Annotated in this window: 27 protein-coding genes; 18 read left to right on the plus strand and 9 right to left on the minus strand. The window is 54.3% G+C overall.

Going from position 1 to position 26,596, the window contains the following annotated elements:
* The first annotated feature begins 92 nt into the window (after positions 1-92).
* The 4 genes from MKX63_RS23465 (at position 93) to MKX63_RS23480 (ending at position 2,288) form a co-directional block, all read left to right on the plus strand.
* Positions 93-344: a hypothetical protein gene (locus MKX63_RS23465; RefSeq protein ID WP_076157676.1), complete on the plus strand. Its 252-nt coding sequence runs from the start codon at positions 93-95 to the stop codon at positions 342-344.
* Between the two features lie 125 nt (positions 345-469).
* Positions 470-772, plus strand: coding sequence for a HesB/IscA family protein (locus tag MKX63_RS23470; protein WP_036702251.1), 303 nt, complete (start codon positions 470-472; stop codon positions 770-772).
* A 42-nt stretch (positions 773-814) separates the two neighbouring features.
* On the plus strand, positions 815-1,054 hold the full coding sequence (locus MKX63_RS23475; RefSeq protein WP_340754794.1) for a DUF1450 domain-containing protein: 240 nt from the start codon (positions 815-817) through the stop codon (positions 1,052-1,054).
* 553 nt (positions 1,055-1,607) lie between these two features.
* The gene (locus MKX63_RS23480) at positions 1,608-2,288 is read left to right on the plus strand and encodes a hypothetical protein (RefSeq protein ID WP_341020451.1); all 681 of its coding nucleotides are present in this window, start codon (positions 1,608-1,610) and stop codon (positions 2,286-2,288) included.
* Between the two features lie 557 nt (positions 2,289-2,845).
* Here the strand turns inward: MKX63_RS23480 and MKX63_RS23485 are convergent.
* A complete protein-coding gene (locus MKX63_RS23485; RefSeq protein ID WP_341020453.1) occupies positions 2,846-3,979 on the minus strand; it encodes a THUMP domain-containing class I SAM-dependent RNA methyltransferase in 1,134 nt (377 codons plus the stop codon).
* A 166-nt stretch (positions 3,980-4,145) separates the two neighbouring features.
* On the opposite strand from MKX63_RS23485, the gene MKX63_RS23490 reads away from it, so the two are divergent.
* A complete protein-coding gene (locus tag MKX63_RS23490; protein ID WP_341020455.1) occupies positions 4,146-4,775 on the plus strand; it encodes an O-methyltransferase in 630 nt (209 codons plus the stop codon).
* Positions 4,776-4,820: 45 nt separating this feature from the next.
* On the opposite strand, the gene MKX63_RS23495 is transcribed toward MKX63_RS23490, so the two are convergent.
* Positions 4,821-6,041 carry an MFS transporter gene (locus tag MKX63_RS23495; protein ID WP_341020457.1) on the minus strand — a complete coding sequence of 407 codons (1,221 nt, stop codon included), beginning with the start codon at positions 6,039-6,041 and terminating at the stop codon, positions 4,821-4,823.
* A 228-nt stretch (positions 6,042-6,269) separates the two neighbouring features.
* Between MKX63_RS23495 and hemE the strand changes: the two genes are divergently transcribed.
* From hemE to MKX63_RS23545, 10 genes are all read left to right on the plus strand, one after another.
* On the plus strand, positions 6,270-7,331 hold the full coding sequence (gene hemE / locus MKX63_RS23500) for a uroporphyrinogen decarboxylase (RefSeq protein ID WP_341020459.1): 1,062 nt from the start codon (positions 6,270-6,272) through the stop codon (positions 7,329-7,331).
* 84 nt (positions 7,332-7,415) lie between these two features.
* Entirely contained in the window at positions 7,416-8,360 is a 945-nt protein-coding gene (gene hemH / locus MKX63_RS23505) for a ferrochelatase (protein WP_341020460.1), read from the plus strand.
* Positions 8,357-9,817, plus strand: a complete 1,461-nt coding sequence (gene hemG, locus MKX63_RS23510) for a protoporphyrinogen oxidase (RefSeq protein ID WP_341020461.1) — start codon at positions 8,357-8,359, stop codon at positions 9,815-9,817. Before hemH ends, hemG begins: the two co-directional genes overlap by 4 nt.
* Positions 9,818-9,908: 91 nt before the next feature.
* Positions 9,909-11,303, plus strand: a complete 1,395-nt coding sequence (locus MKX63_RS23515) for a CapA family protein (protein WP_341020462.1) — start codon at positions 9,909-9,911, stop codon at positions 11,301-11,303.
* 15 nt (positions 11,304-11,318) lie between these two features.
* The gene (locus tag MKX63_RS23520; protein WP_341020463.1) at positions 11,319-12,053 is read left to right on the plus strand and encodes a glycerophosphodiester phosphodiesterase; all 735 of its coding nucleotides are present in this window, start codon (positions 11,319-11,321) and stop codon (positions 12,051-12,053) included.
* A gap of 51 nt (positions 12,054-12,104) precedes the next feature.
* Positions 12,105-12,728: a fumarylacetoacetate hydrolase family protein gene (locus MKX63_RS23525; protein ID WP_341020464.1), complete on the plus strand. Its 624-nt coding sequence runs from the start codon at positions 12,105-12,107 to the stop codon at positions 12,726-12,728.
* A 25-nt stretch (positions 12,729-12,753) separates the two neighbouring features.
* Complete coding sequence (locus tag MKX63_RS23530) at positions 12,754-13,566, plus strand: DUF92 domain-containing protein (RefSeq protein ID WP_341023224.1); 813 nt, start codon at positions 12,754-12,756, stop codon at positions 13,564-13,566.
* Between the two features lie 79 nt (positions 13,567-13,645).
* Positions 13,646-14,257 (plus strand): TetR/AcrR family transcriptional regulator, encoded by a 612-nt coding sequence (locus MKX63_RS23535; protein ID WP_341020465.1) that lies wholly within the window; start codon positions 13,646-13,648, stop codon positions 14,255-14,257.
* Positions 14,258-14,309: 52 nt separating this feature from the next.
* A complete protein-coding gene (locus MKX63_RS23540; protein ID WP_341020466.1) occupies positions 14,310-16,256 on the plus strand; it encodes an ABC-F family ATP-binding cassette domain-containing protein in 1,947 nt (648 codons plus the stop codon).
* 117 nt (positions 16,257-16,373) lie between these two features.
* The gene (locus MKX63_RS23545) at positions 16,374-16,862 is read left to right on the plus strand and encodes a tetratricopeptide repeat protein (RefSeq protein WP_341020468.1); all 489 of its coding nucleotides are present in this window, start codon (positions 16,374-16,376) and stop codon (positions 16,860-16,862) included.
* Between the two features lie 472 nt (positions 16,863-17,334).
* Here MKX63_RS23545 and MKX63_RS23550 read toward each other — a convergent pair whose 3' ends face one another.
* From MKX63_RS23550 to MKX63_RS23575, 6 genes are all read right to left on the minus strand, one after another.
* A complete protein-coding gene (locus MKX63_RS23550; protein WP_445323537.1) occupies positions 17,335-18,138 on the minus strand; it encodes a hypothetical protein in 804 nt (267 codons plus the stop codon).
* Entirely contained in the window at positions 18,122-19,165 is a 1,044-nt protein-coding gene (locus MKX63_RS23555) for a M42 family metallopeptidase (RefSeq protein ID WP_341020473.1), read from the minus strand. Before MKX63_RS23555 ends, MKX63_RS23550 begins: the two co-directional genes overlap by 17 nt.
* Before the next feature lie 27 nt (positions 19,166-19,192).
* The gene (locus MKX63_RS23560; RefSeq protein ID WP_341020475.1) at positions 19,193-19,516 is read right to left on the minus strand and encodes a LapA family protein; all 324 of its coding nucleotides are present in this window, start codon (positions 19,514-19,516) and stop codon (positions 19,193-19,195) included.
* 85 nt (positions 19,517-19,601) lie between these two features.
* Positions 19,602-21,392, minus strand: coding sequence for an oligoendopeptidase F (gene pepF / locus MKX63_RS23565; protein WP_341020476.1), 1,791 nt, complete (start codon positions 21,390-21,392; stop codon positions 19,602-19,604).
* Positions 21,393-21,604: 212 nt separating this feature from the next.
* Positions 21,605-21,775: a hypothetical protein gene (locus MKX63_RS23570; protein ID WP_340754769.1), complete on the minus strand. Its 171-nt coding sequence runs from the start codon at positions 21,773-21,775 to the stop codon at positions 21,605-21,607.
* A gap of 6 nt (positions 21,776-21,781) precedes the next feature.
* Positions 21,782-22,015, minus strand: coding sequence for a hypothetical protein (locus tag MKX63_RS23575; protein WP_036702226.1), 234 nt, complete (start codon positions 22,013-22,015; stop codon positions 21,782-21,784).
* 172 nt (positions 22,016-22,187) lie between these two features.
* On the opposite strand from MKX63_RS23575, the gene MKX63_RS23580 reads away from it, so the two are divergent.
* Entirely contained in the window at positions 22,188-22,385 is a 198-nt protein-coding gene (locus MKX63_RS23580) for a cold shock domain-containing protein (RefSeq protein WP_036725228.1), read from the plus strand.
* Positions 22,386-22,942: 557 nt separating this feature from the next.
* Here the strand turns inward: MKX63_RS23580 and MKX63_RS23585 are convergent.
* On the minus strand, positions 22,943-24,187 hold the full coding sequence (locus tag MKX63_RS23585; RefSeq protein ID WP_341020478.1) for an MFS transporter: 1,245 nt from the start codon (positions 24,185-24,187) through the stop codon (positions 22,943-22,945).
* A 193-nt stretch (positions 24,188-24,380) separates the two neighbouring features.
* Between MKX63_RS23585 and MKX63_RS23590 the strand changes: the two genes are divergently transcribed.
* A complete protein-coding gene (locus tag MKX63_RS23590; protein WP_036702370.1) occupies positions 24,381-25,463 on the plus strand; it encodes a tetraprenyl-beta-curcumene synthase family protein in 1,083 nt (360 codons plus the stop codon).
* 64 nt (positions 25,464-25,527) lie between these two features.
* Entirely contained in the window at positions 25,528-26,499 is a 972-nt protein-coding gene (gene pfkA, locus MKX63_RS23595; protein WP_341020481.1) for a 6-phosphofructokinase, read from the plus strand.
* Positions 26,500-26,596: the final 97 nt, after the last annotated feature.

Genomic DNA, 26,596 nt, shown 5'->3' on the forward strand with positions numbered 1-26,596 from the left:
GCGCATTCGCGTAAGATAACAGCAAAGGGCACAGCCGCAATCCTTTTACAGGGGCTTAGCGGCGGTGCCCTTTTCTAAAGGAGGTATAACTCATGAAATTCAGAAAACTGTTGTCGCTCAAACAATGGTCTCATATATTCCGCAGCTCCTGGCATTATATCGTTTCGCCTAATGTGGCTATGGCTGACAAGCTGCTGTTCACTATTCCGGCACTGCTGTACTGGGTGCTGCCCGATTTCATGCCGTTTATACCGATTGACGATATTGGCGTAACGATGCTGCTGATGGGCTGGTTCGTCTCGCGGATGGACCGTAAATACGCGGCACTGCACAGCGGAAGATGACATTTTAGCGACGATTGCACCTTTAACTGCGGATGTCCATCTCCTAATGGTTGCTTTATCCTCCCATATTCCTTAAAATGAATTATTGAGTATTTAAAATATAGAGGCCTGGGAGATGGAATCGAATGAACGTCAAAATTACCCGCAACGCGGCTAAAGTGATAAAGAAGACCATGGAACTTGAAGGCAACAGCGAGCTTAAACTTCGTGTAGCGATTACACATGCCCATGGCGACCATGCCCACTACGGACTGGATCTGGACACGCCTAAGGAGAACGATGTAGTAGTCTCCACTGACAAGGATATCGATGTGATTCTTGATCCGAACCAGCCGCTGCTGGACGGGGTGAAGATTGATTATCTCTACTTGCCGGAAGAAGGCTTTGTGATTACTAATCCGTCTAAAGGAAATCATGGCGATCACTAGTTGATCCGCCCGTATTTTAAGGACATAAAGAAGGGTTGCTTCATGGCTAACGATATTAGAATTTGTGACGAGTGCAATCATATCAAAATGAAAAGCATCGTGCCCAAGCTGCTGAAGATGGCACCGGATGCCGAAATCAAGACAGGCTGCATCTCCTACTGCGGACCGTGCGGCAAACGCCCGTTCGTCTACATTAACGGCCGCTACATCAGCGGACCGACGGAAGACGAGGTGCTGGCCAAAGCGGAAGCCTTCGTCAAACGGCCGGTGGAAAAGAAGTAATTCAGAGCTGCTGCACCTGCAGCATCGTGCAGCCCCCGCGTGATTTGCGGGGGTTGTTTTGGTGTGCGTGGGGATATGCGGACAACCGGATACATTGCGCGGGGCGAGGGGTGCGAGGGCGAATGGATGTGGAAAACAATATACAATGTGTAGCTTCAAGGGTGTGCGGGGCGAATGTATGTGGAAAACAACATACAATGTGCAGCTGCGAGGGTGAGCGGGGTGAATGTATGCCGAAAACAACATACAATGTGCAGCTGCGGGGGTGAGCGGGGCGAATGTATGTGGAAAACAACATACATTCTTTATAGCCGCGAGTGCAGGAAGTAAAGATTTAGGATTACCAAATACCAACAAGTTCTTGCTGATTTTTATACCGGAGGAAATTGTAACTTTATAGTACTACCTTTATCTTGCATTCGCTGCCCAAAAGTGGGACACTAATTTTAGTACAAATTAACGCGGCAAAGAATGCCCCGCTCCCTTCCATTCAGAAGGAGGCGGGGTTTTGTGCGTTCTGAGATTAATTTCAATGCTAATTGGGGGGACTGAAATGGGCTTTGCAGGAGAGCATGATCAATGGTTAAACAATCATCTCAAACGAAGAAAGGGGGAGCGGCTAGATGCGCTTAAGCGGGGACATGGCTACGGGAACCGCTTATTCGTCGAGAGTGTATGGTGGCCGCTTGCCGGACATTTTCACGGACTGCACCCGGAATACGAAGTAAAGGACTGGCGCGGCAGATCTTATTTTGTCGATTTGCTATGGAAGGTTGGATCTTCGCGCATTGCGTTTGAGATTATGGATTTTGGGTCGCATGGCACGGACCGTAGCAAATACCGGATGGACCTGAATCGGGGTCTATTCCTGCAATCACAAGATTGTTTGGTGCTCTACATCTCTCTGGACGAGATGAAGGATAATCCGTCTTTCATCCTTTCAGCACTGCGGAACCGTTTGTTTCCTTATTTGTCGGCTGAAACTACAAATCGGAGTACCGAGAAAGCTTATTCGAGAATTGAACGAGATTTAATGCGATTAGCTATCCGTAACAATCGTGTGCTTCGTCCGGGCAGTGCTGCGAGAGAGCTTGAACTGCAAACCGCGACAGTCATTAAGTACAGCCGCATGTTGGTGGATAAAGGTAAATTTCGCGCTGTAGCTCGAGGAGTAACTCAACGGATTATTTACTATGAGTATGTAGGTTCGCTGCAAAGCCCAGATCTGGTTTAAGATCTGACCCCACCCGCATTTGTATGTGGAAAACAACATACATTGTGCAGCGGCGGGGGTATGCGGGGAGAATGTATGTCGAAAACAACATACAATGTGCAGCGGCGGGGGTATGCGGGGCAAATGTATGCCGAAAACAACATACAATGTGCAACTGCGGGAGTGTGCGGGGAGAATGTATGTCGAAAACAACATACAATGTGCAGCGGCGGGGGTGAGCGGGGAGAATGCACGCCGAAAACAACATACATTGTGCAGCGGCGGGGGTGAGCGGGGAGAATGTATGCCGAAAACAACATACATTGTGCAGCGGCGGGGGTGAGCGGGGCAAATGTGTGTGGAAAACCACATACAATGTGCAACTACGAGGATGAGCGAGGCAAATGTATGCGGAATTGATCCAGCATCAGCGCTTTAATGAGAAAAAAAGCCTTAAGTTCATAGCGCAGAGGGGGGCGGTCCCGAGTGCATCATGTAACTTAAGGCTTCTTAGTAAATTAAGGCTTTGTAGGAAGAGTTACTTAACTGCAATACTGTTTAACCTGCGCCAGCTCGTCCTATTTCCGCGGAGGAAGAGGTCCCAGGTATTGATAGTATTGGCATTCAATCCGGCCATTATAGAGCTTACGGCGCTTGTCCGCCTTGCGGCCGTAGTATTGCTCGAACTCCTTGTACGGGCTGATGGCGAAGAAGGACCAGGTAGGCAGATAGAGCATCATCTCGCCGAACTGGCGGGTCAGCTTCTCCACTTCCTTGTCATTGCTGATCCGCTCGCCGTAAGGCGGGTTGGTGATGATGCAGCCGTATTCGCCTTCCGGCCGGGCCTTCGCAGCGGCCATATGCTTGAAGGTGATCTCACCGGAGAGTCCGGCGCTTTTCGCCGCCGCTTCGGCGATCTCAATCGCTGCCGGATCGATATCCGTTCCGGTCAGCTGCAGCGGGTAATCGTCACGCACCGCATCGAAGGCTTCCTCGCGGGCTTCCTCCCACAGGCGCTGGGGAATCTCCTGCCAGTGCTCGGACGGGAAGGAGCGGCGCAGGCCCGGCGCGATATTCCAGGCAATCATCGCGGCTTCGATCAGAATCGTGCCCGATCCGCAGCAAGGATCATAGAGCGGACGATGGCCGTTCCAGCGGCTGAGCTGGATCAGAGCCGCAGCCATCGTCTCCTTCAGCGGCGCTTCCGTAGCCTGGCGGCGGTAGCCGCGCTTGTGCAGGGCCGGGCCGGTGGTATCCAGGGTGATCAGCGCGATATCATTCAGCAGAATCACTTCTACCACATACCGGGGGCCGTTCTCCGGGAACCACTCCGTGCGGTACGACAGCTTCAGCTTCTCAACAATAGCCTTCTTCACAATCCCTTGACAGGCAGGTACGCTGGTCAGCTGAGATTTATGCGAGCGGCCCTCTACCGGGAATTCGCCGTTCTCGGGAATCCAGTCCTCCCAATGTATCGCCTTCACTCCTTCGAACAGCTCATCGAAGGTCCGGGCCGGGAACTGGCCCATCTTCACCAGGACACGGTCCGAGGTACGCAGCCACAGATTGCAGCGGCAGATGTCGATGTAATCCCCGCTGAACAGGACCCGTCCGTTCTCGACCGTGGTCTCATAACCCAGCTCGTTTAATTCGCGTGCTACTACAGCCTCCAGCCCCATGGGGGCGGTGGCGATCAATTGTAATTTGCCCAAATGCGCTCAACTCCGTTTAACTTGTGGATAAATACGTATAGCCAGTACAATAGAGTAACTGGTTTGTCATCTGACCTGCAGAACGTTCAGCTTACAGTATAGGGTAAGGAAGAGTTCTGCACAATGCCTGTCCGCAGGCACACACCCATCCAAGAGGAGAATACATATGCAGAATCAGGAAGAGTACAGCGAACAGCTATATACAGAAGATGAATTATTGCTTCAAGTCAAAGCAGCCATCGCGGCGGGCGGCATGCCTGAGGTGTCCATTGCCCCGGGCTACGGCAGATTGCTGACGATGCTGGTGACCCTCTCCCGCTCGGCGAACCTGCTGGAGATCGGGGCGCTTGGCGGCTACAGCGGAATCTGCCTGTGCCGGGGAATGACGCAGGAAGGCCGTCTCACCTCTCTGGAGCTTAAGGCTGAATATGCAGAGATGGCACAGGGCCATCTGCAGCAGGCGGGCTTCGGCGACCGGGTGGAATATCGGATAGGCCCTGCACTGGACAGCCTGAAGCTGCTCGAAGCACAGGGGAACAGGTATGATTTCTTCTTCATCGATGCCGATAAGGAGAACTATCCGAATTATCTGGAATATGCGATCCGGCTGGCTTCGCCGGGGGCGATTATTGCCGGGGACAATATTTTTCTGCGCGGCCGCACACTCAATACCGAGAAGAACGGACCGGCTGTCCAGGCCATGCGCCGCTTCAATGAGATGATCGCGGGCGATCCCCGCCTGACCAGCACGCTGCTGCCTGCCTATGACGGCCTGGCGCTGGCGATGGTGAAATAGCATCACTCACATTAGCACCCGCCCGCGTCATAGAGAAGCAGCTCCTTAACGGAATAGCCGGGGTTCAGTCTTCTTGTACAGCTTGATCCGCACCCAGACCGTATTAATCAGCAGGAAAGCACCTGATATGATGAACAGACCCTCAATCCCGATATAACCCGACAGGAATCCGCCGATCACCGCACCGAGCATATTACCGAGCGCGAGCGTACTGCTGTTGAAGCCAAACGCCCGGCTCTCCTTGCCGTCAGGCGTATAGGAGCGAATCAGGGCGTTGACGCTCGGCAGCAGGCCGCCCATGAAGACGCCCATCAGGAAGCGGACGAGAATCAGCTGCCAGACGCTGGTCACGAACGCCTGCGGAATCAGGAACAGAGCAGCGCCGATCAGCGCGAAGGTCAGTATCCGGTGGGCCCCCACCTTGTCGCTGAGCTTGCCGAGCAGCGGCGATGCGAGCATATTCGAGATACCGGTGACGGCGCTGACCATACCTGCCCAGAAGGCAAGGTCGACGGTGGTGCCGTGCAGCTTCTCTACATAGAGCGGCAGCAGCGACATTGGACTGACCATGGCGAACTGCAGCAGGAAGGTCACGCCGAACAGGGCGGGAAGCTGCGGTACCTTCGCCAGTTCCTTTAAGCCTTCCAGCACGGATACCTGAGGCACCTGTGCGGCTTCTGCGCGGTCGAATTTCTCTTTGACCAGGAATAAGGCCAGCAGTGAAGCGACGAACAGAAGCGCGCCGACCACATAGAAAATAGGGCGGAAGCCGATCCAGTCCGCCAGTAAGCCGCCCATCAGCGGCCCGAGAATCGTTCCGGCCACAGCGCCGGACTGCATCAGGCCCATTGCGAAGCCCATCTTCGGTTTCGGTGTGGTGCCTGAGACCAGCGCGACAGAGGCGGGATTGAAGCCGGAGATGGTTCCGTTCAGCAGCCGGAGCAGCAGCAGCTGCATCGGGGACTGGGCGAAGCCCATCAGGACAATAACAATCGCCATGCCGAAGCTGGAACGCAGAAGCATTATTTTGCGTCCGTATTTGTCGGCAAGCTTGCCCCAGAGCGGCTGAAAGATAAATGAGGTCAGGAAGTTGGCGGCAAAAATAAGCCCGGCCCACATCCCGATTGCGCGGTCGCCGGTCACCCCCAAATCTTTGGCGAGATAAAGCGATAGAAACGGGGTAATCATAGTCATCCCGGCATTTACCAGGAATTGGCCAAACCAAAGCACCATGAGGTTGATTTTCCAGGTCTCCCAATTCTTCAAAGTGCTTTCACTTCCTTTCTGAAATTTCTTGCAACAACGATCACGAAAAGACGACATTATATCAGTATATCACATTTTTTCAGCAGGTTAATGCAACACTCGTCATAGTTATGTCATTGGATTGTCATTCCCGGCTGCGCCCGGGAGTTGTTAGCCGCTTACAAAAGGGGCATAATAATGATATGTGTTTAATCACAGTATTCTATTAAATCTAATGGAGATCTTATCATGACCTACAACGACACTTTTATCCGTGCCTGCAGACAGCAGACCACGGAGTACACCCCGGTATGGTACATGCGGCAGGCTGGCCGGTATGATCCCGACTACCGTACAATCAAGGAGAAATATTCGCTGCTTGAGATCTGCAGGCAGCCCGAGCTTGCGGCTGAAGTGACCCTGATGCCTGTGCGCAAGCTGGGCGTGGACGCAGCGATTCTGTATTCTGACATCATGAATCCGGTGGCCTCCCTCGGTGTGGATTTTGACATTGTGAAGAACATCGGGCCGGTTATCGAGAATCCGATCCGCTCTGCAAGCGATGTGCACCGGCTGAAGCCGATTGATGTGCAAGGCGATCTGGGCCATATTCTGGAGACCATCGCCATACTGGACAAGGAGCTGGACGTCCCGCTGATTACCTTTGCCGGAGCACCGTTCACCATCGCCAGTTATCTGATTGAAGGCAGACCGTCCAAGACGTATCACCGCACCAAGGAGCTGATGTTCAGCCAGCCTCAGGTGTGGGAGAAGCTGATGGAGAAGCTGGGAGATATGGTTATTACCTATCTGCGCGCCCATGTCGCCAGCGGCGGAAAGGCGTTCCAGCTGTTCGACAGCTGGGTCGGGGCGCTGGCTCCGCGTGATTTTGAGCAGTATGTGTTGCCTACGATCACCCGGATTTTTGCCGAGTTGTCCGATCTGGACGTTCCGAAAATATACTTCCCCGGCGTCAGCTCAGGGGAGCTGCTCCCCAGCTTGACCAAGCTGCAGGCCGATGTGATCGGACTGGACTGGCGGGTAAGCATCACCGAAGGACGACGCAGACTGGGCGGAGGCTATGCGGTTCAAGGCAATCTTGATCCATACCTGCTGACTGCGCCGATGGATATGCTCAAAGCCCGGGCCAAGGAACTGATCGATGAAGGCATCACGCAGCCGGGGTATATTTTTAACCTGGGACATGGATTATTCCCTGAAGCTTCGCTGGACACGCTCAAGGAATTAACGGATTACGTGCATGAGTATTCGGCAGCGGCAATGAAACAGGCGGCACCGCCGCTGGCATAGTTGTAGAAATAGCATCAAGGGCGGCAGCATCCTTTGCTCTTTGCTGTATGAGACGTTAATTATTCGTAAAAGGGGATGGAAACCGTGGCTAACAAAATTGGAGTACTCGTGATGTCGTACGGCACGCCTGAGAGCCTTGAGGATGTAGAGGCTTATTATACGCATATCCGCCGGGGGAACGCTCCTTCTGCTGAGCAGCTCAAAGAATTGACCGACCGCTATAAGGCGATTGTCGGCGGGGTTTTTCCGCTTAGAGAGAATACCGACCGTCAGGTGGAAGCCTTGCAGGCCAAGCTGAACAGCGGGCAGATCCAGTACGTATGCTACCAGGGACTGAAGCATGCCAGACCGTTCATAGAGGATGGTGTCGAGGCCATGGTCCGGGACGGAATTACCCAGGCGATAGGCATCGTGCTGGCTCCGCATTACTCGGTGATGAGTGTAGGAACCTATATCAAGCGCGCCAAGGAAAAAGCCGAAGCCTGCGGTATTCAAATGGAGTTCATTGAGAGCTACCATATGCACCCCGAGCTGATTGATGTGCTGAGCCGGAGAGTAACTGCCAAGCTGGACGAGTTCGAAGAAACGGGCGCATCGCGCGAGGAAGTGCGCGTGCTGTTCAGTGCACATAGTCTTCCAGAACGCATTCTGGCGATGGGCGATCCTTACCGTGACCAGCTGCTGGAGACCTCTGAGGCGATTGCCGCACAGGCTGGGGTAGAATCCTGGCAGTTCACTTGGCAGAGTGCGGGCCGGACAGCGGAGCCTTGGCTGGGACCGGATATTCTCGATACGCTGCGTGAGCTGGCCGAGAGCCAGGTGAAATACGTGCTGTCAGCCCCGATCGGCTTCGTCTCCGACCATCTGGAGGTGCTGTACGATCTGGATATTGAAGCGCAGCAGCTTGCCTCAGAGCTGGATATGCGTCTTTTGCGGATTGACTCGCTGAACAGTGATCCGGCCTATATGTCGGTGCTCAGTGATGTGGTACGTACTAAGGCGAACCAGTTGAAGGTGAATCTGTCATGACAGATTCACCTCGCAAGGTGGTCATCATCGGCGGAGGCCTCAGCGGCCTCAGCGCCGCGTTCTATATCCGCAAGTTCTACCGTGAGGCTGGAACCCAGCCGGAGATTACATTAATTGAGAAGGACAAGGTCCTCGGCGGCAAAATCGAAACGCTGCACCGTGACGGCTTCGTAATTGAGAAGGGCCCGGATTCCTTCCTCGCCCGTAAGACGGCGATGGTCGATCTGGCCAGGGAGCTGGAGCTGGACCATGAGCTGGTAAGCACGAATCCGAACGCCAAGAAGACCTACATTCTGCAGCGGGGCAAGCTTCATCCGATGCCTGCCGGTCTTGTGCTGGGCATTCCGACAGAGCTGAAGCCCTTCCTGAAGAGCGGACTGGTCTCCTTCGGCGGCAAAATGCGGGCGATGATGGATTTCGTACTCCCGCCCCGCCGCAGTGCTGAGGATGAGTCGCTTGGCGATCTGATTGAGCGCCGTCTGGGTACAGAGGTACTGGAGAATATGACGGAGCCGCTGCTGGCAGGAATCTATGCAGGGGATATGCGCAAGATCAGCCTTCAGGCGACCTTTCCGCAGTTCGGTGAGGTCGAGCGCCAGTACGGCAGCCTGATCCGTGGAATGACGACCGGCAGGAAGCCGGTGGAGACCCATACCGGGACGAAGAAAAGCGCCTTCCTCACCTTCCGTCAAGGATTGCAGAGTCTCGTGCACGCGCTCATCCATGAGCTGCAGGATGTCCGGCAGCTCACGGGGTCAGGAGCGAAATCCATCCGGGTGCTGGGAGGTGCCGGTTCTTCCGGCGCTTCCCGTTATGAGGTGGAGCTTGAGAGCGGTGAGCTGCTGGAAGCAGACGACATCTATGTTACGGTGCAGAACTTCGCAGCCGCAGAGCTGCTGCGTCCACATGTCGATGTCTCGGCGCTGGATGCAGTGAACTATGTATCAGTAGCTAATGTAGTTCTGGCGTTCACCCGGCAAGATATCGTTACCGAGTACGACGGATCGGGCTTCCTGGTTCCGCGTAAGGAAGGGCGGAATATTACCGCCTGCACCTGGACCTCTACCAAATGGCTGCATACCAGCCCTGATGATAAGGTGCTGCTGCGTTGTTATGTGGGACGGTCGGGAGATGAACAGAATGTGGAGCTGCCGAATGACGCACTGGCCGAGCTGGTGCGCAAGGACCTGAAGGAGATTATGGGCATCACCGCAGCACCGCTGTTCACAGAGATCACCCGGCTGAGGTCGTCCATGCCGCAGTATCCGGTCGGCCATCCCGGCCGGATTGCCGGCCTGCGCAGTGAGCTGGCGCAGAAGCTGCCCGGCGTTTACGCCTTTGGCGCAGGCTATGACGGCATCGGGATGCCGGACTGCATCAAGCAGGCGAAGCTTACGGCTGAGACTGCCGCAGCCAGCCTCCCGAAGCTGCCGGAACCGGCGGGAGCTACAATCTAAAAGAAGCGGTGGAGCGGAGCAGTGGCGCTCCACCGTTTTTAGATATGCTATAATAGAAACACTTTAAGGGTAAAGGAGATTACTTGCACTCATGTATCCGCCGAGATCAGGCAATAGACAAGGTAAGAGACAACATAGCAGGCGACGGCGCAGAAGGGTATGGGCATGGGTCAATGTGGCGTTGCTGCTGATGATTACCGCAGCGCTCGCTTATTCATTCATGGACGACAAGGACCAGCAGGGCTCTGCTGCTCCGCCGGCGGCGCTTGTTACCTCCCCTTCGCCGGAAGCTGCTGCAACGGCGGCAGCCCCTACAGAAGCCGTCTCTACAGAGGAAGTACCAGGGGTTGAGGCTACAGCCACTGCTGAGCCTGCTCCGGAGGAGACAGCGGAGGCTTCTCCAGTGCCTGCGGCGACCAAGGAAGCTACGTCTGCACCGTCACCGGCGGATCAGGCAACCCCTACGGATGCGCCGCAGGCCACAACGGCAAGCAGCAGCGGGCTGGTCGCAGGCTTGCCGGAGAACAGCTCCGGCGGGACAGTGAAGCTGAGCTTTGCCGGAGATATCATCTTCAGCGGAAAAGCAGGCGCGCTGCTGGAGCAGAAGGGCTACGACTATTCCTACAGTGCGCTGGATGGGATGTTCAAGAAGGATGACCTCACGGTAGTCAATCTGGAAACCCCGATTACTACACGCGGGGTCGGGGCCAAGAACAAGCAGTTTGTGTTCAAGGGCCCGCCGAAGGCACTGGATGCGCTCAAAGCCGCCGGTGTGGATGCCGTCAATCTGGCTAACAACCACACGCTGGATCAGGGGGAGGAAGGTCTGCTGGACACCCTGAAGCATCTGGGCGAACGCGGAATCCCTCATGTGGGGGCAGGGCGGAATAGCCAGGAGGCTTATTCGGCGCAGTATTTTGAACGTAATGGAATTAAGATTGCCCTGCTTGGGTTCACACGGGTGATGCCGGTGATTGAATGGAAGGCGGAAGCGGGCAAGCCTGGCCTTGCCTCGGTGTATGACAGTGCGGAAGCGCTCAAGGCCATTGCCGCAGCCAAGCAAAAAGCCGATGTTGTCGTTGTCGTCGTCCATTGGGGACGGGAGCGGATGGAGCAGTATGATAAGACCCAGCAGGCGCTCGGGCATAGCTTCATTGATGCCGGAGCGGATCTTGTGATGGGCGGTCATCCGCATGTGCTACAGGGAATTGAGCCCTATAAAGGCAAATGGATCGCCTACAGCACAGGCAACTTTATTTTCACACGCGGCTCCATCCCGGCTACTTGGGAGACGGCGGTATTCCAGGCGGAATGCAGCAAGCAGGGGCAATGTGCTCTTAAGCTGAAGCCGATGGATGCCGAGCTGGCGCAGCCGGTGCCGATGAACGATGCCGACGGGCAGCTGCTGCTGCACAGAATACAGTCTATTTCTTCCGGCCTGATCAAGGTCCGCAATGACGGCACTGTGACCCAAGCGGTGAAATAGCCGGAGGTGCGTATAATGACGAACAATTTGTGTGTAGCCCACCGCGGTTTTTCCGGCAAAGCTCCTGAGAATACACTTGCCGCCGTGCGGATGGCGATTGCGCTGCCTTTTGTACGCTGGATAGAGATTGATGTGCAGCTGACGAAGGACGGGGTCCCCGTGGTCATCCACGATTATTCCCTGGACCGCACGACCAACGGACACGGCAAGGTGAAGAATATGGAGTATGAACACATGCGGCGGCTGGATGCGGGGAGCTGGAGGGGGCGTGCTTTTCGCGGAGAGCGGGTGCCTTCACTGGAAGAGCTGCTTGCTCTGGCGTCAGGCCGGCTGCGGCTGAATATTGAACTGAAGACGGTGGGGGAAATGTATCCGGGTCTCGAGCAGGCGGTTATTGATCTGGTGAACGCCAGGGGAATGCGCGAGGAAGTGGTGCTGACCTCGTTCGATGCAGGTGTATTGCGGCGGATCAAGGAGCTGGACGCGCGGTTCCGTACAGGGCTGATCTATGACTCCAGATATGGTAACCCTGCGGATAAGCTTGATGAGCTGGGCTGCTCCTTTTTATCCATCAGCTATGACCGGCTTAGTCCGGTTCTGGCCAAATCCCTGATTGAGCGCGGCGTGCAGGTGATGGCATGGACCTTGAACAAAGGTAAGGAAATGCGCCGCCTGTCGGAGATGCATTCCGATATTATGATCTGTACGAACCGTCCGGATATTTGGGGCGAACTCTTTTTGAAGGCTTGATCAGGCTGCTGTAAGCACACCAATTCATAGAGGAAGAGAGCTGAAGGAACAATGAGCAGTGCGATCAATAATGTATACTGTGTAGGACGCAATTATCAATTACATGCGGAGGAGCTGGGCAACAAGGTGCCTGCCGAGCCGCTGATCTTCCTGAAGCCGTCTCATGCTGCTGTGGCCCTGGATAAAGCGATCATCCATCTGCCCAAGGACGCCGGACTAATTCATTACGAGGGGGAGCTGGTGCTGCGCATTGCGCGTGATTACGTGCCGGGGATGAGTGTGCAGGAGCTGGTGGATGTCATGGCGCTGGGTCTCGACTTCACGCTCCGTGATGTGCATAATGATCTGCAGCGCAAGGGTCTGCCGTGGACAGCCGCCAAGGGCTTCAAGAACGCAGCTCCGCTGACCCCGTACATGGCATTGCCTGAGGAAGAGGAACTGGAGGCCACCGACTTCACCGTCCGCAAAAACGGAGTTGAGGTTCAGCGCGGGAACGTGAAGAATATGATTTTCTCCCTGCAAAAAATCGTTGAGTTCATTGCCGCCCGCTACGGGCTGGGCAAAGACGATATTATCTTCACTGGAACCCCCGCCGGGGTAGGTCCGGTAGTGGCGGGCGATTCGTTCGAGCTGTTCTGGGGTGACACCCTCATGGGCACCTGCCTGATCGGTTAAGGCGATGCTTTCAGGACTTGAAGTGCTGCAATGGCTGATCGGGGCCTGCGGTGCGCTGCTGGTTGCCGGGGCCGCTTACTGGAAGCAGTCGCTTAGCTTCTCAGGTATGGTGGCGGCAGTGGTCATGGGGACGATCTATTTCGGTGCAGGGAATCTGTTCTGGTTCGGTATCCTGCTCGTGTTCTTCATCTCTTCAACGCTGCTGTCGAAGCTGCATCATGAGAATAAGGCAGAGCTGGAGGCCGCGTATGATAAAACCGGACGCCGCGACGCGGGCCAGGTCTTCGCCAACGGCGGACTCGGGATGCTGGCCGTTCTGCTGAACGCGGTCTATCCGCTGGAGCTCTGGAGCTTCCTGTTCATCGGGGTGATGGCTACCGTGACCTCGGATACATGGGCGACAGAGATCGGCACGCTGGCCCGGAAGCCTCCCCGGTCGGTACTGACCGGGAAGGTGCTTCCGGCAGGCACCTCCGGCGGCGTATCCCTGCCCGGGACACTGGCCGCGGCGGCGGGAGGGACGCTCATCGGCGCGGCCTCCTGGGTGCTGCGGGTGGCCTCCGGCATGACGCCCCATGCCTTCTGGCTGCTGGCGCTCGCCGGACTGCTGGGCGGGCTTGCGGGAGCTTTTGCCGACTCCGTACTGGGGGCTACTGTGCAACGGATGAACCGCTGCACAGTCTGCGGCCGCGAGGTCGAAGCCTCTATGCACTGCGGAAAGCCGACGGAATACGCCAGGGGCTGGCGCTGGATGGACAATGATACTGTAAATGCTGTAAGTTCTATAATAGGCGGTGCTGTAGCGCTGCTGGTCAGTTATATCGGTTACATAGGATAAGGACGGGCCTGAGAGTTAATAAGCTGGCCTTTGCATTATCCGGTAACAAGCTGGATTCTATGGGTTGGGAGGTGAACCGTTGAGCAGTGCATCCGTAGACAAACATGCAGCTATTCTGGATGCCGCTTATGAGCTTTTCGGTTCAGGCGGCTTTTATGAGACGAAGATGTCGGAAGTGGCCGAACGTGCAGGCATTGCCAAGGGTACGGTCTATTTATATTTTAAAAGTAAAGAGGAGCTCTTCATGGCGGTTACCCGCCGCGATTGCGAAGGCTTCCTTGAGCAGCTTAAGGGCAAGCTGAGGACCCGCTCCACATTGACAGACAAACTCTCCGTTATTGCGGAGCATCATCTGTTCTATTACTATGAGCGCAAGCAGCATACGAAGCTGTTCTTCCGTGCGCCTAACAATAACCCTGAGCTGGTGGCCTATATGGCGCAGTTCATGGAAGCCTATATGCAGGCTGTGGTGAAGGTGCTGCTGGAAGGCGGGGCTACTGAACCGGAGCTGATGGCGCAGTCGTATATCGGGATTCTGGACCGTCTGAAGATGGATATCCTGTTCGACCCTGAGTTTGCCGAGGCAGATGCGGATAAGCGTGCGAAGTTTGCAGCCAGGCTCTTTATCAATGGGGCACTGGGCAGCCTGAATTCGGCGCCGGGCGATCTCCCTGCTGAAGGTGAATCTTAAGAGAGTACAGCTAAGTTCACGTTTCAAAATATAAGGCAAGCGAGGACAACTGATGAATATTATGACGGTGGAACATCTCTCCAAGAGCTACGGGGAGAAAATCCTGTTCCGTGATGCCTCCTTTGGCATGGACGACAGGGATAAGATAGGCGTAATTGGCGTCAACGGTACGGGAAAATCAACCTTTCTGAAGATTATCGCCGGGCTTGATACAGCAGATGAAGGACAGATTGCCATCGGTAATGATGTGCGGGTGCAGTTCCTGGCCCAGAATCCGCCTTATGAGCCTGGAAATACAGTCTTGCAGCAGGTATTTGCCGGAGAGGACCCGGAGCTTGCGACGATGCGGGAATATATGGAGGTTATGTCTCTTCTGGAGCAGAATCCGGGAGATTCAGGGCTGGAGAGCCGGCTTGTCCGCATTGGGCAGGCCATCGACGCCGCCGGTACCTGGCAGCTGGAGAGTGAGGCCAAGACGGTCCTCACCAAGCTGGGGATTACCCGGTTCGATGCCCGGATGGAGAGTCTCTCCGGTGGACAGCGCAAGCGCGTAGCACTGGCGGCGGCACTGATTACGCCGTCGGAGCTGCTGATTCTGGATGAGCCTACCAACCATATTGACACGGATTCCGTAGCCTGGCTGGAGCAGTATCTGCAGAAGCGGCGCGGGGCGCTGCTGATGGTAACACATGACCGGTATTTCCTGGAACGGGTAGCCAGTGTAATGCTTGAGCTGGACGGCGGGAATCTGTACCGGTATGAGGCGAATTATTCGCGGTTCCTGGAGCTGAAGGCAGACCGTGAAGAACGGGAGGCCTCAGAGGAGCAGAAGCGTAAGAACCTGCTGCGCACAGAGCTGGCCTGGATTCGCCGCGGGGCCAAGGCCCGCTCCACGAAGCAGAAGGCGCGGATCGACCGCTTCGAGAAACTGAAGGCAAGCACGGGAGGGAATTCGGCGTCTTCACTGGATATCTCCGTAGCCTCTACAAGACTGGGCCGCAAAATCATTGAACTTCAGGATCTCACCAAATCACTGGACGGCCGGACCTTGATCGAGGATCTGAATTATATTGCGGTGCCGCAGGACCGTGTGGGGATTGTCGGCAAGAACGGCAGCGGTAAGTCTACGCTGCTGAACCTGATTGCCGGTAAGCTTACGCCGGACAGCGGCGAGGTGCAGCTCGGGACAACCGTGAAGCTGGGCTACTTCACCCAGGAGCATCAGGACATGGATCTCAGCCTGCGGGCGATCGAGTATGTGAAGGAAGAAGCCGAGATCATCAAGACCGCAGACGGCAGTGTCATCACCGCCGGGCAAATGCTGGAGCGCTTCCTGTTTCCGCCTGCAATGCAGTGGACGCCAATCTCCAAGCTGTCCGGCGGCGAGAAAAGACGTCTCTACCTGCTGCGTGTCCTCATGGGAGCACCGAATGTGCTGCTGCTCGATGAGCCGACGAATGATCTGGATATCGGCACACTCGCTGTACTGGAGGATTACCTCGATGAGTTCCCTGGCGTAGTCTTCACCGTATCGCATGACCGCTACTTCCTGGACCGTACTGTGGATAAGCTGATTGCCTTCGAGGAAGGGGGCATCCGCCTGCATGTCGGCGACTATAGCGAATATGAAGAGTGGCTGGCGAAGAACGTCCCATCCGGCAGCGTGAGCTCCGGCAAAGCAGAAGGCGGTTCCAGCCGCAGCGCCAGCGGAGCTCACGCTGCTGAGCAGGGAGGGAATGCCCAGACCGGGTCAGCGCCGCGCGAGAAGCTGAAATTCACCTTCAAGGAGCAGCGCGAGTACGAGGGAATCGACGAGGCCATTGAACAGGCGGAGCAGCATCTGACAGACATCTCGGCACAGATGGAAGCGGCCTTTGCCGACTCCGGCAGACTGCAGGAGCTGGTGGAGAAGCAGCGGCAGGCCGAGGCAGAGCTGGAGCGCCTGATGGAGCGCTGGACGTATCTCAATGAGTTGGCGGAGAAGATCGCGGGTAAGTAACCGTGCAGAGGGAGGGGCAGTGCTGTAACCCATCCGATGGAGCGCTGGACATATCAATGAGCTGACGGAGATGGACGCACGCGGGTAAGTAACAACGTGCAGAAGGGGGCGGTTACTGTGACTCATACAATAGAAGCCGCTATGCAGCTCCGGTCTTCTGGCCAGGCTGAAGAAGCAAGGACCATGCTGCTACAGCTGCTGACAGCAAATGAGAGCAGCGCGGAACTGCATTATCAGCTGGCATGGACGCATGATGTGCTGGGCTTGGAGCGCGAGGCGGTATCCTATTACGAGCAGAGTCTTGCCCTCGGGCTTCCAGATGCGGAGCAGAAGGCAGGTGCGATGCTGGGCCTGGGCAGCACGTACCGGACGCTGGGGCAGTATACAGAGTCCCGTGCGCTGCTGGAGCAGGGTGCGCTTGAATTCCCGCAGCGTGCTGAGTTCAAGGCTTTTCTGGCCATGACGCTGTATAATCTGGGTGCGCACACAGAGGCGATGCAACTGTTGCTTACCCTGCTTGCGGACACATCCACTGATCCCGGTATCCAGGATTACCGCAAGGCCATTAAGTACTATGCGGACAAGCTGGAACAGGTATGGCCTTAACCGGGTAATCCTGGAAGGAAGAAGGAGCTGGGCGGAGAAAATCGCGGGTAAGTAACACCACGCAGAATCAGCTGCAAAGTCAGAGGGTTATGCAGAAATCCTGCCCAAAATGCAACTTCTCACTCGTCATCGCAGCCCTAATCCGCTATTGTTGTACAAAAAGCAGCATTACCCGATTCCAGAGCGGATTGGCAGGATAATTGTTGTATTTCATGCAGGAATTTACTCTAATGTGCAAGTGTTTGGACGGCAGGGTTGCAATAATTGCAACATTTCGGTCTGGTCAAGTAATATTTGTCTCATTTTTATCACCATGATCAACTAAAAAGGCAGCACCAGCTATCTAAACGAGCTGGTGCTGCCTTTTTGGTACTCTGTATCTCGCTGTTATGAGAATAGGTGAGTGACTGTCCCCGTCCAACTTCAGCGATTCACTCCAGCGGCTACTGCTGTAGAGCGTGACCCGCCATGGCTATTTGCCGCCCGCCACCGCTATCATCTGCATGACCGGCCGTGAATCGCCGGTCAGTACCGCCTCGTCTGCATTCATCTGCGATGAGCCGTCTCCGTCGAGGAAGATCCCTTCCCGTCCCTCGCCCGGGACGGTCTCCTGCACGGCAGCGCGGAATTCCGCCGCCGTGCAGAGCGAATTCGTGACGAGCAGCCAGAGCTTCCCGGACTGGTCATAGACCAGCCCGGAGCGCAGGCGCAGCTCACCCTCAAAAGGCAAATGCTCTGCGGTCGCAGCCGCCTCCCACAGCTCTTCCTGCTGCAGGTTCATGCTGACCCCGCCCTGCGCCCAGTAATTGCTGCGGTCGCTCACCGCCAGGTCGTGGCCAGAGGCTGCGACCTGTACGCTGAGCGCTCCCGCAGCACCGTCCCAGACCAGCGTTCCACGCGCATATTTCGCGTTGAACCAGCCAGATCCGTAGCTGCGGGCTTCATCGTTCACGGGCTGGTCGTTCATGATAGCGATGGACAACAGGTCATCGCCGTAAAAGAAGCCGCCATTGATCCCATAGGCGGCAATTTGACGCAGCGGCAAGCCGGCGCGCCGCAGCACCACATCCTCCGGGTTCAGCGATAGCATATGCAGCTGAACCCCGCCCGGACCTTCGGCTTCCCGATAGGTATAGTTATGCGGGAGGCCGGAGAAGACCTCCCGCTGACTTGTACCTGTATGCGGGAACACAGCAAAGAGGAGCGCGCTTACCGTCAGCAGCGCTCCTATAGCTAGTATCCTTAACTGCGCCGTCCTATCAGTTCGCCCCAACATAAGCCGCCAGCAGCTTAGCCGTATTCAGCACAGCCTGCTTGTGGGTACGCTCCATGGAATGGGAGGCGTGTACGCCGGGTCCGATCAGAGCGGCCCGGATGTTATTTCCGCCGCGCAGTGCAGCAGAAGCATCAGAGCCGTATTGCGGATAGATATCGACCGCGAAGGGAATAGCCAGACCGTTCGCCAGCTCGATCATGCGGCTGGTCATGGCATAGTCATACGGGCCGGAGGAGTCCTTGGCGCAGATGGAGACATCCGTCTCCTTGCAGCTGAGGTCATCGCCCATCGCGCCCATGTCCACAGCGATCATCTCATTGATCTCACCCGGAATCCAGGCAGCACCGTGACCAACCTCTTCATAGTTGGAGATGAGCAGGGACAGGTTGTGCAGCGGCTTCCAGCCTTCGCGCCGGATGCTCTCCAGCAGCCCGAATAAGGCGGCTACGCTGGCTTTGTCGTCCAGATGGCGGGATTTGATATATCCGCTGGGGGTAAGCACCGCCCTAGCATCGAACGAAATGAAGTCACCGACTGAAATCCCCAGCTTCAGCACATCATCCTTGGTGGAGACGAGCTCATCAATCCGGATCTCCATATTCTCTTCCGCACGCTTGAATTCACGGGCATCGGCATACACATGCACAGAGGGATGACTGGTCAGGATCGTACCGGTATAAGTTAAGCCGCTGCGGGTATGGATGATGCAATATTCATTCTCAATGCTGCTCATGCTGAATCCGCCTACAGAGGTTAAGCGGAGGGTACCGTTAGACTTAATTGAGCGGACCATGGCACCGAGCGTATCCACGTGGGCGCTGATGCCGATTGTGCGCGAAGGGTCGAGTCCGGGTACGCTCAGCATCGCGCCGCCTTTTTCATTCCAGGTAAGCGGAATACCCAGCGCTGCCGCTTCTTCGGCCACGAGTGCCATCACCTGGGCGGTGAAGCCGCTGGGGCTTGGAGTGTCGAGCAGTTTTTTGAGCAGATTCAGGATATATTCTTCATTGGGCTGGATGTTAAGCAAGGATAGTTCCTCCTATTCGTCTATGAATTACAGCTGGGATGATCCTTCTGGAGTAAAAGGGGCGCTCTCAGCAGAGCTAGGCTCCATGTTGATACTTCCCGCGTCACGCAGCTTGGCAAGCTCGGCATTCAGGCTCTTGATCTGCTTCTGCAGCTTATACTGGCGGAAAATCCCGTACGAACCCACCACCACACCGCCAATCAGCGCACAGCCAAGAATAACGAGAATCAGCGGGATGCTCACCACGTCAAAGCCGAAATTCACCGGAACCGGATCTACATTCATGACTGCGAATACGGCGGTTATCAGGGCAAAGAACAAACCTAATATTAATGACCATTGAAATTTCATATTTCTTCCTCCTCGGTTCGGTGTGACAATACAAATCCCCTGCCCGCAAAGGGCAAGGGATTACTGTTATACTAAGCGTTCTGTCTTACTTGGTCAACTGCTCCATCTGCTCAATGACGCTCTCAAATACGCTCATGGCTTCACGGATCGGCTCAGGAGACGACATATCCACTCCGGCCTTGCTCAGGATGTTGATGGAATAATCGCTGCCGCCGCTCTTGAGGAAGCCGAGGTAACGGTCAACCGCCGGTTTCCCTTCCTCCAGGATCTGTTTGGCGAAGCTCGTCGCCGCCGAGAAGCCGGTAGCATATTTATAGACATAGAAGCTGTTATAGAAATGGGGAATCCGTGCCCACTCCATCTCAATATCCTGATCGATCACCATATCCTTGCCGTAATATTTGACATTCAGATCGTAGTAGATGGAAGAGAGATCCTGCGGTGTGAGCGATTCGCCTTCTTCGGCGCGCTGATGAATGATTTTCTCGAATTCAGCGAACATCGTCTGCCGGAAGATCGTCGTACGGAACTGGTCGGCATAGTAGGTAAGCAGATACATTTTTTCCTTCGGGTCTGTGGATTTCTTCAGCATATAATCCATTAACAGCGCCTCATTGGTGGTAGAAGCAACCTCCGCCAGGAAAATAGTGTACTGCGCGTCCCGGTATTTCAGCGCGGTGTCCGAATAGTAGGAATGCAGGGCGTGACCCATCTCATGCGCCAGTGTGAACATGCTGTTCAGATTATCGTTATGGTTCAGCAGCACGAAAGGATGGGTGCCGTAAGCCCCCCAGCTGTACGCGCCGGAGCGTTTGTTCTCGTTCTCGTAGACATCGATCCAGCCCTTGTCATAGCCTTCCTGCAGAACACTCAGGTAGTCCTCGCCAAGCGGCTTCAGGCCTTCCTTGGTAATCTTCTTGGCCTCGTCAAAAGTAATATCCAGCTTATATTCGTCCACAAGCGGAGCGAACAAGTCATACATATGTAGCTCATCGACCCCGAGCAGCTTCTGGCGCAGCTTCATATAACGGTGCATCAGCGGCAGACTCTCATGAATCGTATCGATCAGATTCGTGTAGACTTCCTTCGGAATATTGTCACCGTAGAGCGACATTTCAAGCACGGAAGGGTATTTGCGCACACGGGAGTAAAAGACATTCTTATTCACATTAGCGCTCAGCGTAGCAGCAATGGTGTTCTTTTGCTTGCCGTAGGTTTCGTAGACCGCTTTGAAGGCATTCTTGCGGACGTCACGATCCGGGCTTTCGAGGAACTGAATATAGCTTCCGTGCGTCAGCTCGACTTCCTTGCCTTCTTCGTTCTTAATCTTCGGAAACTTCAGATCCGCATTGTTCAGCATGCTGAATACAGTCTGCGGGGCCTGAGCGATCGTGCTGACCTGAGCCAGCAGGGCTTCTTCCGCTTTGGACAGGACATGGGCCTTCTCACGCTTCATTTCAGTCAATGTGAAGGTGTAGCCGGAGAGCGAAGGGTCGGCGATGAACTGGTCCAGCGTCGCGTCAGGCAAGGCCAGAATCTCTGGTGTGACAAAAGAAAGAGCTTCACCCGCTTCAACGCCAAGCTTCTTGGCCTTAGAGGAGAGAGCCTGATACTTCGGAGCCGCTGTATCCTCATCCTGGCGCATATGCGCATAGACATAGAGACGTTCAGTAAGCAGGGACAGCTTGTCGTCCAGCTCAAAGCATTTCTTCAGGGCTTCCGGTGAATCCAGCTTCCCCTGGAAGGAGGCAGCGCTTGTAATCAGCGCCTTCACTTCCTTATATTCGGCATCCCACTGCTCCTCTGAAGCAAACATATCTTCAAGCTTCCAGCGGTTCTCGGCGGGCACTTCACTTCTCTTAGGTAATTGTTCCATAGAAATCCTCCTCGGTAGATGGGATGCGGCTGGGCTGCTCTCCGCCTGCGGGTGCGCTGAGGACAGAGTTCCTTGCAGCAGGCTGAACGCAAGCAGGAGCGGGAGTGATTTGGCGGTAACGGACATGAGGGCAGCCTCCTGATTCTCAAAGTCTGCTTAGTATGCCCTGCCAATTCATGTTTATTAAATCATAAGTGTGCTTACAGATGAAGTTATGTGAGCAGGCTATAAATAATGAAGACAAAAGCCAGCGCAATCATAATGACTGCGGTCAATGCCATCCCGCGCTTCATGCGCGGGGGCATTTTGTCCTTGCTCATAATCAGTACGGCACCCAGACACAGGACGACTACTACATAGATGACAAGACTCTCGTTATCCATGCCGGACTACACCTGTTTGAAGGCGGCAATGATATTCTTGTACTCTTCTTCATTATCCTTGTAGGATTCTTTATTGAAGCGGTTGTTCACCCACTGCATCATAGCCGGACGGCTCATGAAGGTATGCGTTTCTTCACCCCATTGGTCGGAGATTTCACGAAGGATAATATAGCGTCCCTGAACCTCCACCGTCATCATGTTCCACTTGTCTGTTTTGTATATTTCATGTTTTTTGATCATTATCATTACCACCCTGGCGATTTTTGGCTTTTGGGTCAATGATAACGCACCAGAGAAGGGAAAAGCAAATTAAATCATGAAATCAGGGAAAAGATGGATTGCTTTACAAGTATAGAAAGAGTATAATGTAAGCATACGCCATATATGGCGCTATTTTTAGGAGGTTGTTCATTTGAAAGGTACAGTAAAATGGTTTAACGCAGAAAAAGGTTATGGTTTTCTTCAGGTTGAAGGCGGCGAAGATGTATTCGTTCACTTCTCAGCAATTCAAGGCGACGGATTCAAGACTTTGGACGAAGGCCAAGCGGTAGAATTCGATGTTACTGACGGTAACCGTGGTCCACAGGCAGCGAACGTAGTTAAATTATAAAATACGGCCAAGGCAGAGCTTCTGTCAGCCGCAATATATATATTTGATCTAGCACGCACTGGCATAAGTAGCATCAGGCAGCTTGAGCAGCACAGTTCCTTCGGGGGCTGTGTTTTTTTATTATATGAGGAAACTATAGCTTCCTTTTGCTGAGGCATGCTTAAAACCGAATACAATTGGCAGGTACAGCGGAATATGGACCAAATGTATGTGGAAAACAGTATACATTGTGCTCGTAAGCAGGCACGCGGCCTGAATGCTATGTGAAAAATAGTATACATTGTGCTCGTAAGCAGGCACGCGGCCTGAATGCTATGTGAAAAACAGTATACATTGTGCTCGTAAGCAGGCACGCGGCCCGAATGTATGCGAAAAACAACATACATTGTGCTCGCAAGCAGGCACGCAGCCTGAATGTATGTGGAAAACAACATACATTATGCTCGCAAGCAGGCACGCGGCCTGAATGTATATGGAAAACAACATACATTGTGCTCGCAAGCAGGCGCGCGGCCTGAATGTATGTGGAAAACAGCATACATTCAAGCCGCGCGAACTCAGAGCGGGGGCTTACTCTTATTCCTTAGCGGACGGACTGTGCCGCCCCCAAGGTCCAACAGATGCTTGGACAGGAAACCGGCGAAGGCCAGAACCGAGAAGGCGGTAGCGACCAGATAAAATACAACCCGCCCGGCATCCTGGTAGATCAGCCCGCCGAAGGTGCCGCTGAGCAGACCTGCGCCGCTGGACCATACGACGGTGAAGAGGGCCATTCCGGTGGCCCGCAGATGATCAGGGATGATTCGTGTGATATAGCGGACGGCGGTTACATAATAAATGCCGAACGAAATACTGTGCATGGCTTGAATGGCAACCACTGTGCCCGGCTCCTGGGCCAGCGACATGAACAGAAAGCGCAGCGTGAACATCAGGCTGGCACAAGCGAGCAGCGGCAGCTCCTTGAACTTGTCGCCATATCTGCTGAGCAGGAAGAAGATAGGGATCTCACTGAGCGCAGAGGCCAGCAGCGCCCAGCCCACGATCTCATCTCCTGCATTCATGCCCTTGAGGCTGATGGTCAGGAAGGCCTCGTTCATCCTGTAGCCGATGGCGAGCAGGAAGACCGAGCCGAAGAACCACAGCACTTCCTTTTGCAGCAGAATCTCCCGGAGTCCGGAGCCCTTCAGCGGTTTGTCCGCAGTTTCCTTGTCTACAGAGAGCGGTGCCGCTTCGGTTCGCTTCACATCCTTCAGCCCAATCGTAATCAGCAGAGCGGTTACGACAATCACAATGCAAATCGCTACGCTATACTGAGGTCCGAGCGTTCTAAGTACATAGCCTATTGTAAGGGCGAAGAAGGAGTACCCGAGTGAGCCGAATACACGGATGGCGATGAAATTCCGCCCGTGGCGCTGGGCAATTTTGATAGCCATCGTATCTGCCAGCGGAAAGACAGGGTAATAGAAGAAATAGAAAAAGGACAAAATAAGCATTACACTAGAAAAATCGGTGGCTCTGGCCAGAATAATGGCGGTTACCAGCTGGCCTCCAAGCAGGAGGGCCATAATCTTACGGACGGTACCCAGCCGGTCGCTCATCATACTCCAGAACAGATTAGAGAGAATTGAGATTAACGGGCCTACTGAGTAGAGCAGACCCATTTGCGGACTGCTGAAGCCCAGGTGGGCATAAAATAACGGGAAATAAGAAACAACCAGCACACTGGTGCCGTACAGCGTAAACATAAAGGATCGCAGCCAGTTTTGATCACTATATTGGCCGCCGCTCCGCCTCGCATTCATGATTGTGCACTCCTTCGGAATATAGAAAAGTATAGTATAGCATAAAGCGGAGAAGCCGGGGGGTTCGTAAAATATCGATTTTCTGAATCTTTCAAGAGTTTGCGAAAGTGATTTTGTTGTTTGTACAAATCCGCTCTGCATATTATAATAATCATGATTTGGATAAGGAGACAACAATGTGGAGGCACTGTCATTGAATGAATTTGAGCAAGGCCGTAACCGTAGTCCGCGCGGTCCTATTGGACTCATGAAGAGGGTCTATAAGTACGTGCTGCCGGAAGTGCGATCATGTCTCGATTTCTGGCGCAAGGATGCAGAAGGAATTCCCGATCCTGAGCTCCGCAAGCAAGCGCTTGCCAGCATTGAAACGAAGCAGTTTCATTGCGAAGGCGGCGGAATCTATGCCGCCGGCAATTTGTCGATGAGACATATACTGATTCCGCTAATTGTTGCTTATCAGACGATCAGTGATTATTTGGACAACCTGTGTGACCGCAGTACTTCGCTTGACCCGGCTGATTTCCGGCTGCTGCATAAGTCTATGCTGGATGCTGTTACCCCCGGCGCAGAGCCTGTGAACTATTACGCGCTGCGCACGGAACAGAATGACGGCGGATACCTGCACAGACTGGTCCGCAAATGCCAGGAGATGACCTCCCGGCTGCCCGGATACGGTGCTGCTGCTGAAGAGGTCTATAATCTGGCCGTATTGTATACCGATCTTCAGGTCTATAAGCACATTCACCCGGAGCTCCGGGAAGCGGCCCTCAAGGAATGGTGGGAGAAGGAGGGGCACCGGGCGCCTCATCTCCAGTGGAATGAGTTTGCGGCCGCAACCGGTTCAACTTTGGGCGTATTTATGCTTTTTCTGGCGTCCTGTGATCCTAAGCTAAGTACAGTGGCATCATCATCCATTCGTGCTGCTTATTTTCCGCATGTGTGCGGTCTGCATATCATGCTGGATTATCTGATTGACCAGGATGAAGACCGGGCCGGCGGTGATCTCAATTTCTGCAATTATTATGAGAATACGGATATGATGCTGAACCGGATCGCTTCCATTGTGGAGTGGGCCCGCAAGGATGTCCGGAGTCTTCCCGAGAACTCCATGCACCGAATGATCATCGAAGGACTGCTGGCACTCTATTTATCCGATCCCAAGGTGAGTGAGCAGCGGGAGGTCCGCTCGGTGTCCCGGAGGCTGATGAAGAATAGTCCGCTGACCAGACTCTTCTTCTTCGTCAACAGCCGCTGGATTCGCAAACACATGTATTGATGCTGCTGGATCTTCTCCGGGTAAGGGGGAGAAACCGGCACAAATTTAAGGAGGAACTAACAGTATGTCAAACGTAAAAAAAATCGCAGTATTAACCAGCGGAGGAGACTCCCAGGGGATGAACGCCGCAGTGCGTGCGGTTGTCCGCAGCGCGATCTACTTCGGAATTGAGGTATTCGGCATTCAGCGCGGATATCAGGGCCTCTTGAACCGTGACATTTTCCCGATGGATTTGCGTAGTGTCGGAGATATTATCCAGCGCGGAGGTACCGTTCTGCAGTCTGCACGCTGTCTGGAGTTCATGAAGCCGGAAGGCCAGCAGAAGGGTGCTGACATTCTGAATGAGCTTGGCATCGACGGTCTGGTTGTTATCGGCGGAGACGGCTCTTATCATGGCGCCAACAAGCTCAGCAAGCTGGGAATCAAGACGATGGCTCTTCCGGGCACTATTGATAATGATATTTCTTATACAGACTATACGATTGGGTTTGATACTGCCGTAGGCGTAGTAGTGGATGCGATCAATAAATTGCGCGACACCATGTCTTCCCATGAACGTTCCTCCATCGTAGAGGTTATGGGCCGTCACTGCGGAGATATCGCTCTGCATGCGGGTCTGGCTTCCGGGGCGGAGACCATTCTGGTGCCGGAAATGCCTTATGATCTGAATGAGGTAGCTGACCGGATGAAGGATAATTTCGCACGCGGCAAACGTCACAGTATCGTCATTGTAGCGGAAGGCGTAGGCAAAGGTGAGGATGTTGCTCAGGCTCTCAAAGACCGCCATGCTTCCCTGGATGCCCGTGTAACTGTACTGGGTCACATTCAGCGCGGGGGTACACCAACACCGGGAGACCGTAACCTTGCCAGCCGTCTGGCCGATTTCGCGGTCCGCAAGCTGATCGAAGGCGAATCGGACAAGGCGTGCGGGATTATTAAAGGGGAACTGGTTCTTACCGATATCGACAAGGTAGTGAACACGAAGAAAGATTTCAATATCGAGCTGTATGAATTGGCTTCCCGTCTATCCCAGTAACAACTACAAGAATTCATCCAATCTCCAATCCTTAGCGGAGCAGTCATCCTTCCATTTCCGGAAGAGACTGCTCCGTTTTTTGGCTTGACTATATACC

Source organism: Paenibacillus sp. FSL R7-0179 (assembly GCF_038002265.1).
Taxonomy (GTDB): domain Bacteria; phylum Bacillota; class Bacilli; order Paenibacillales; family Paenibacillaceae; genus Paenibacillus_AQ.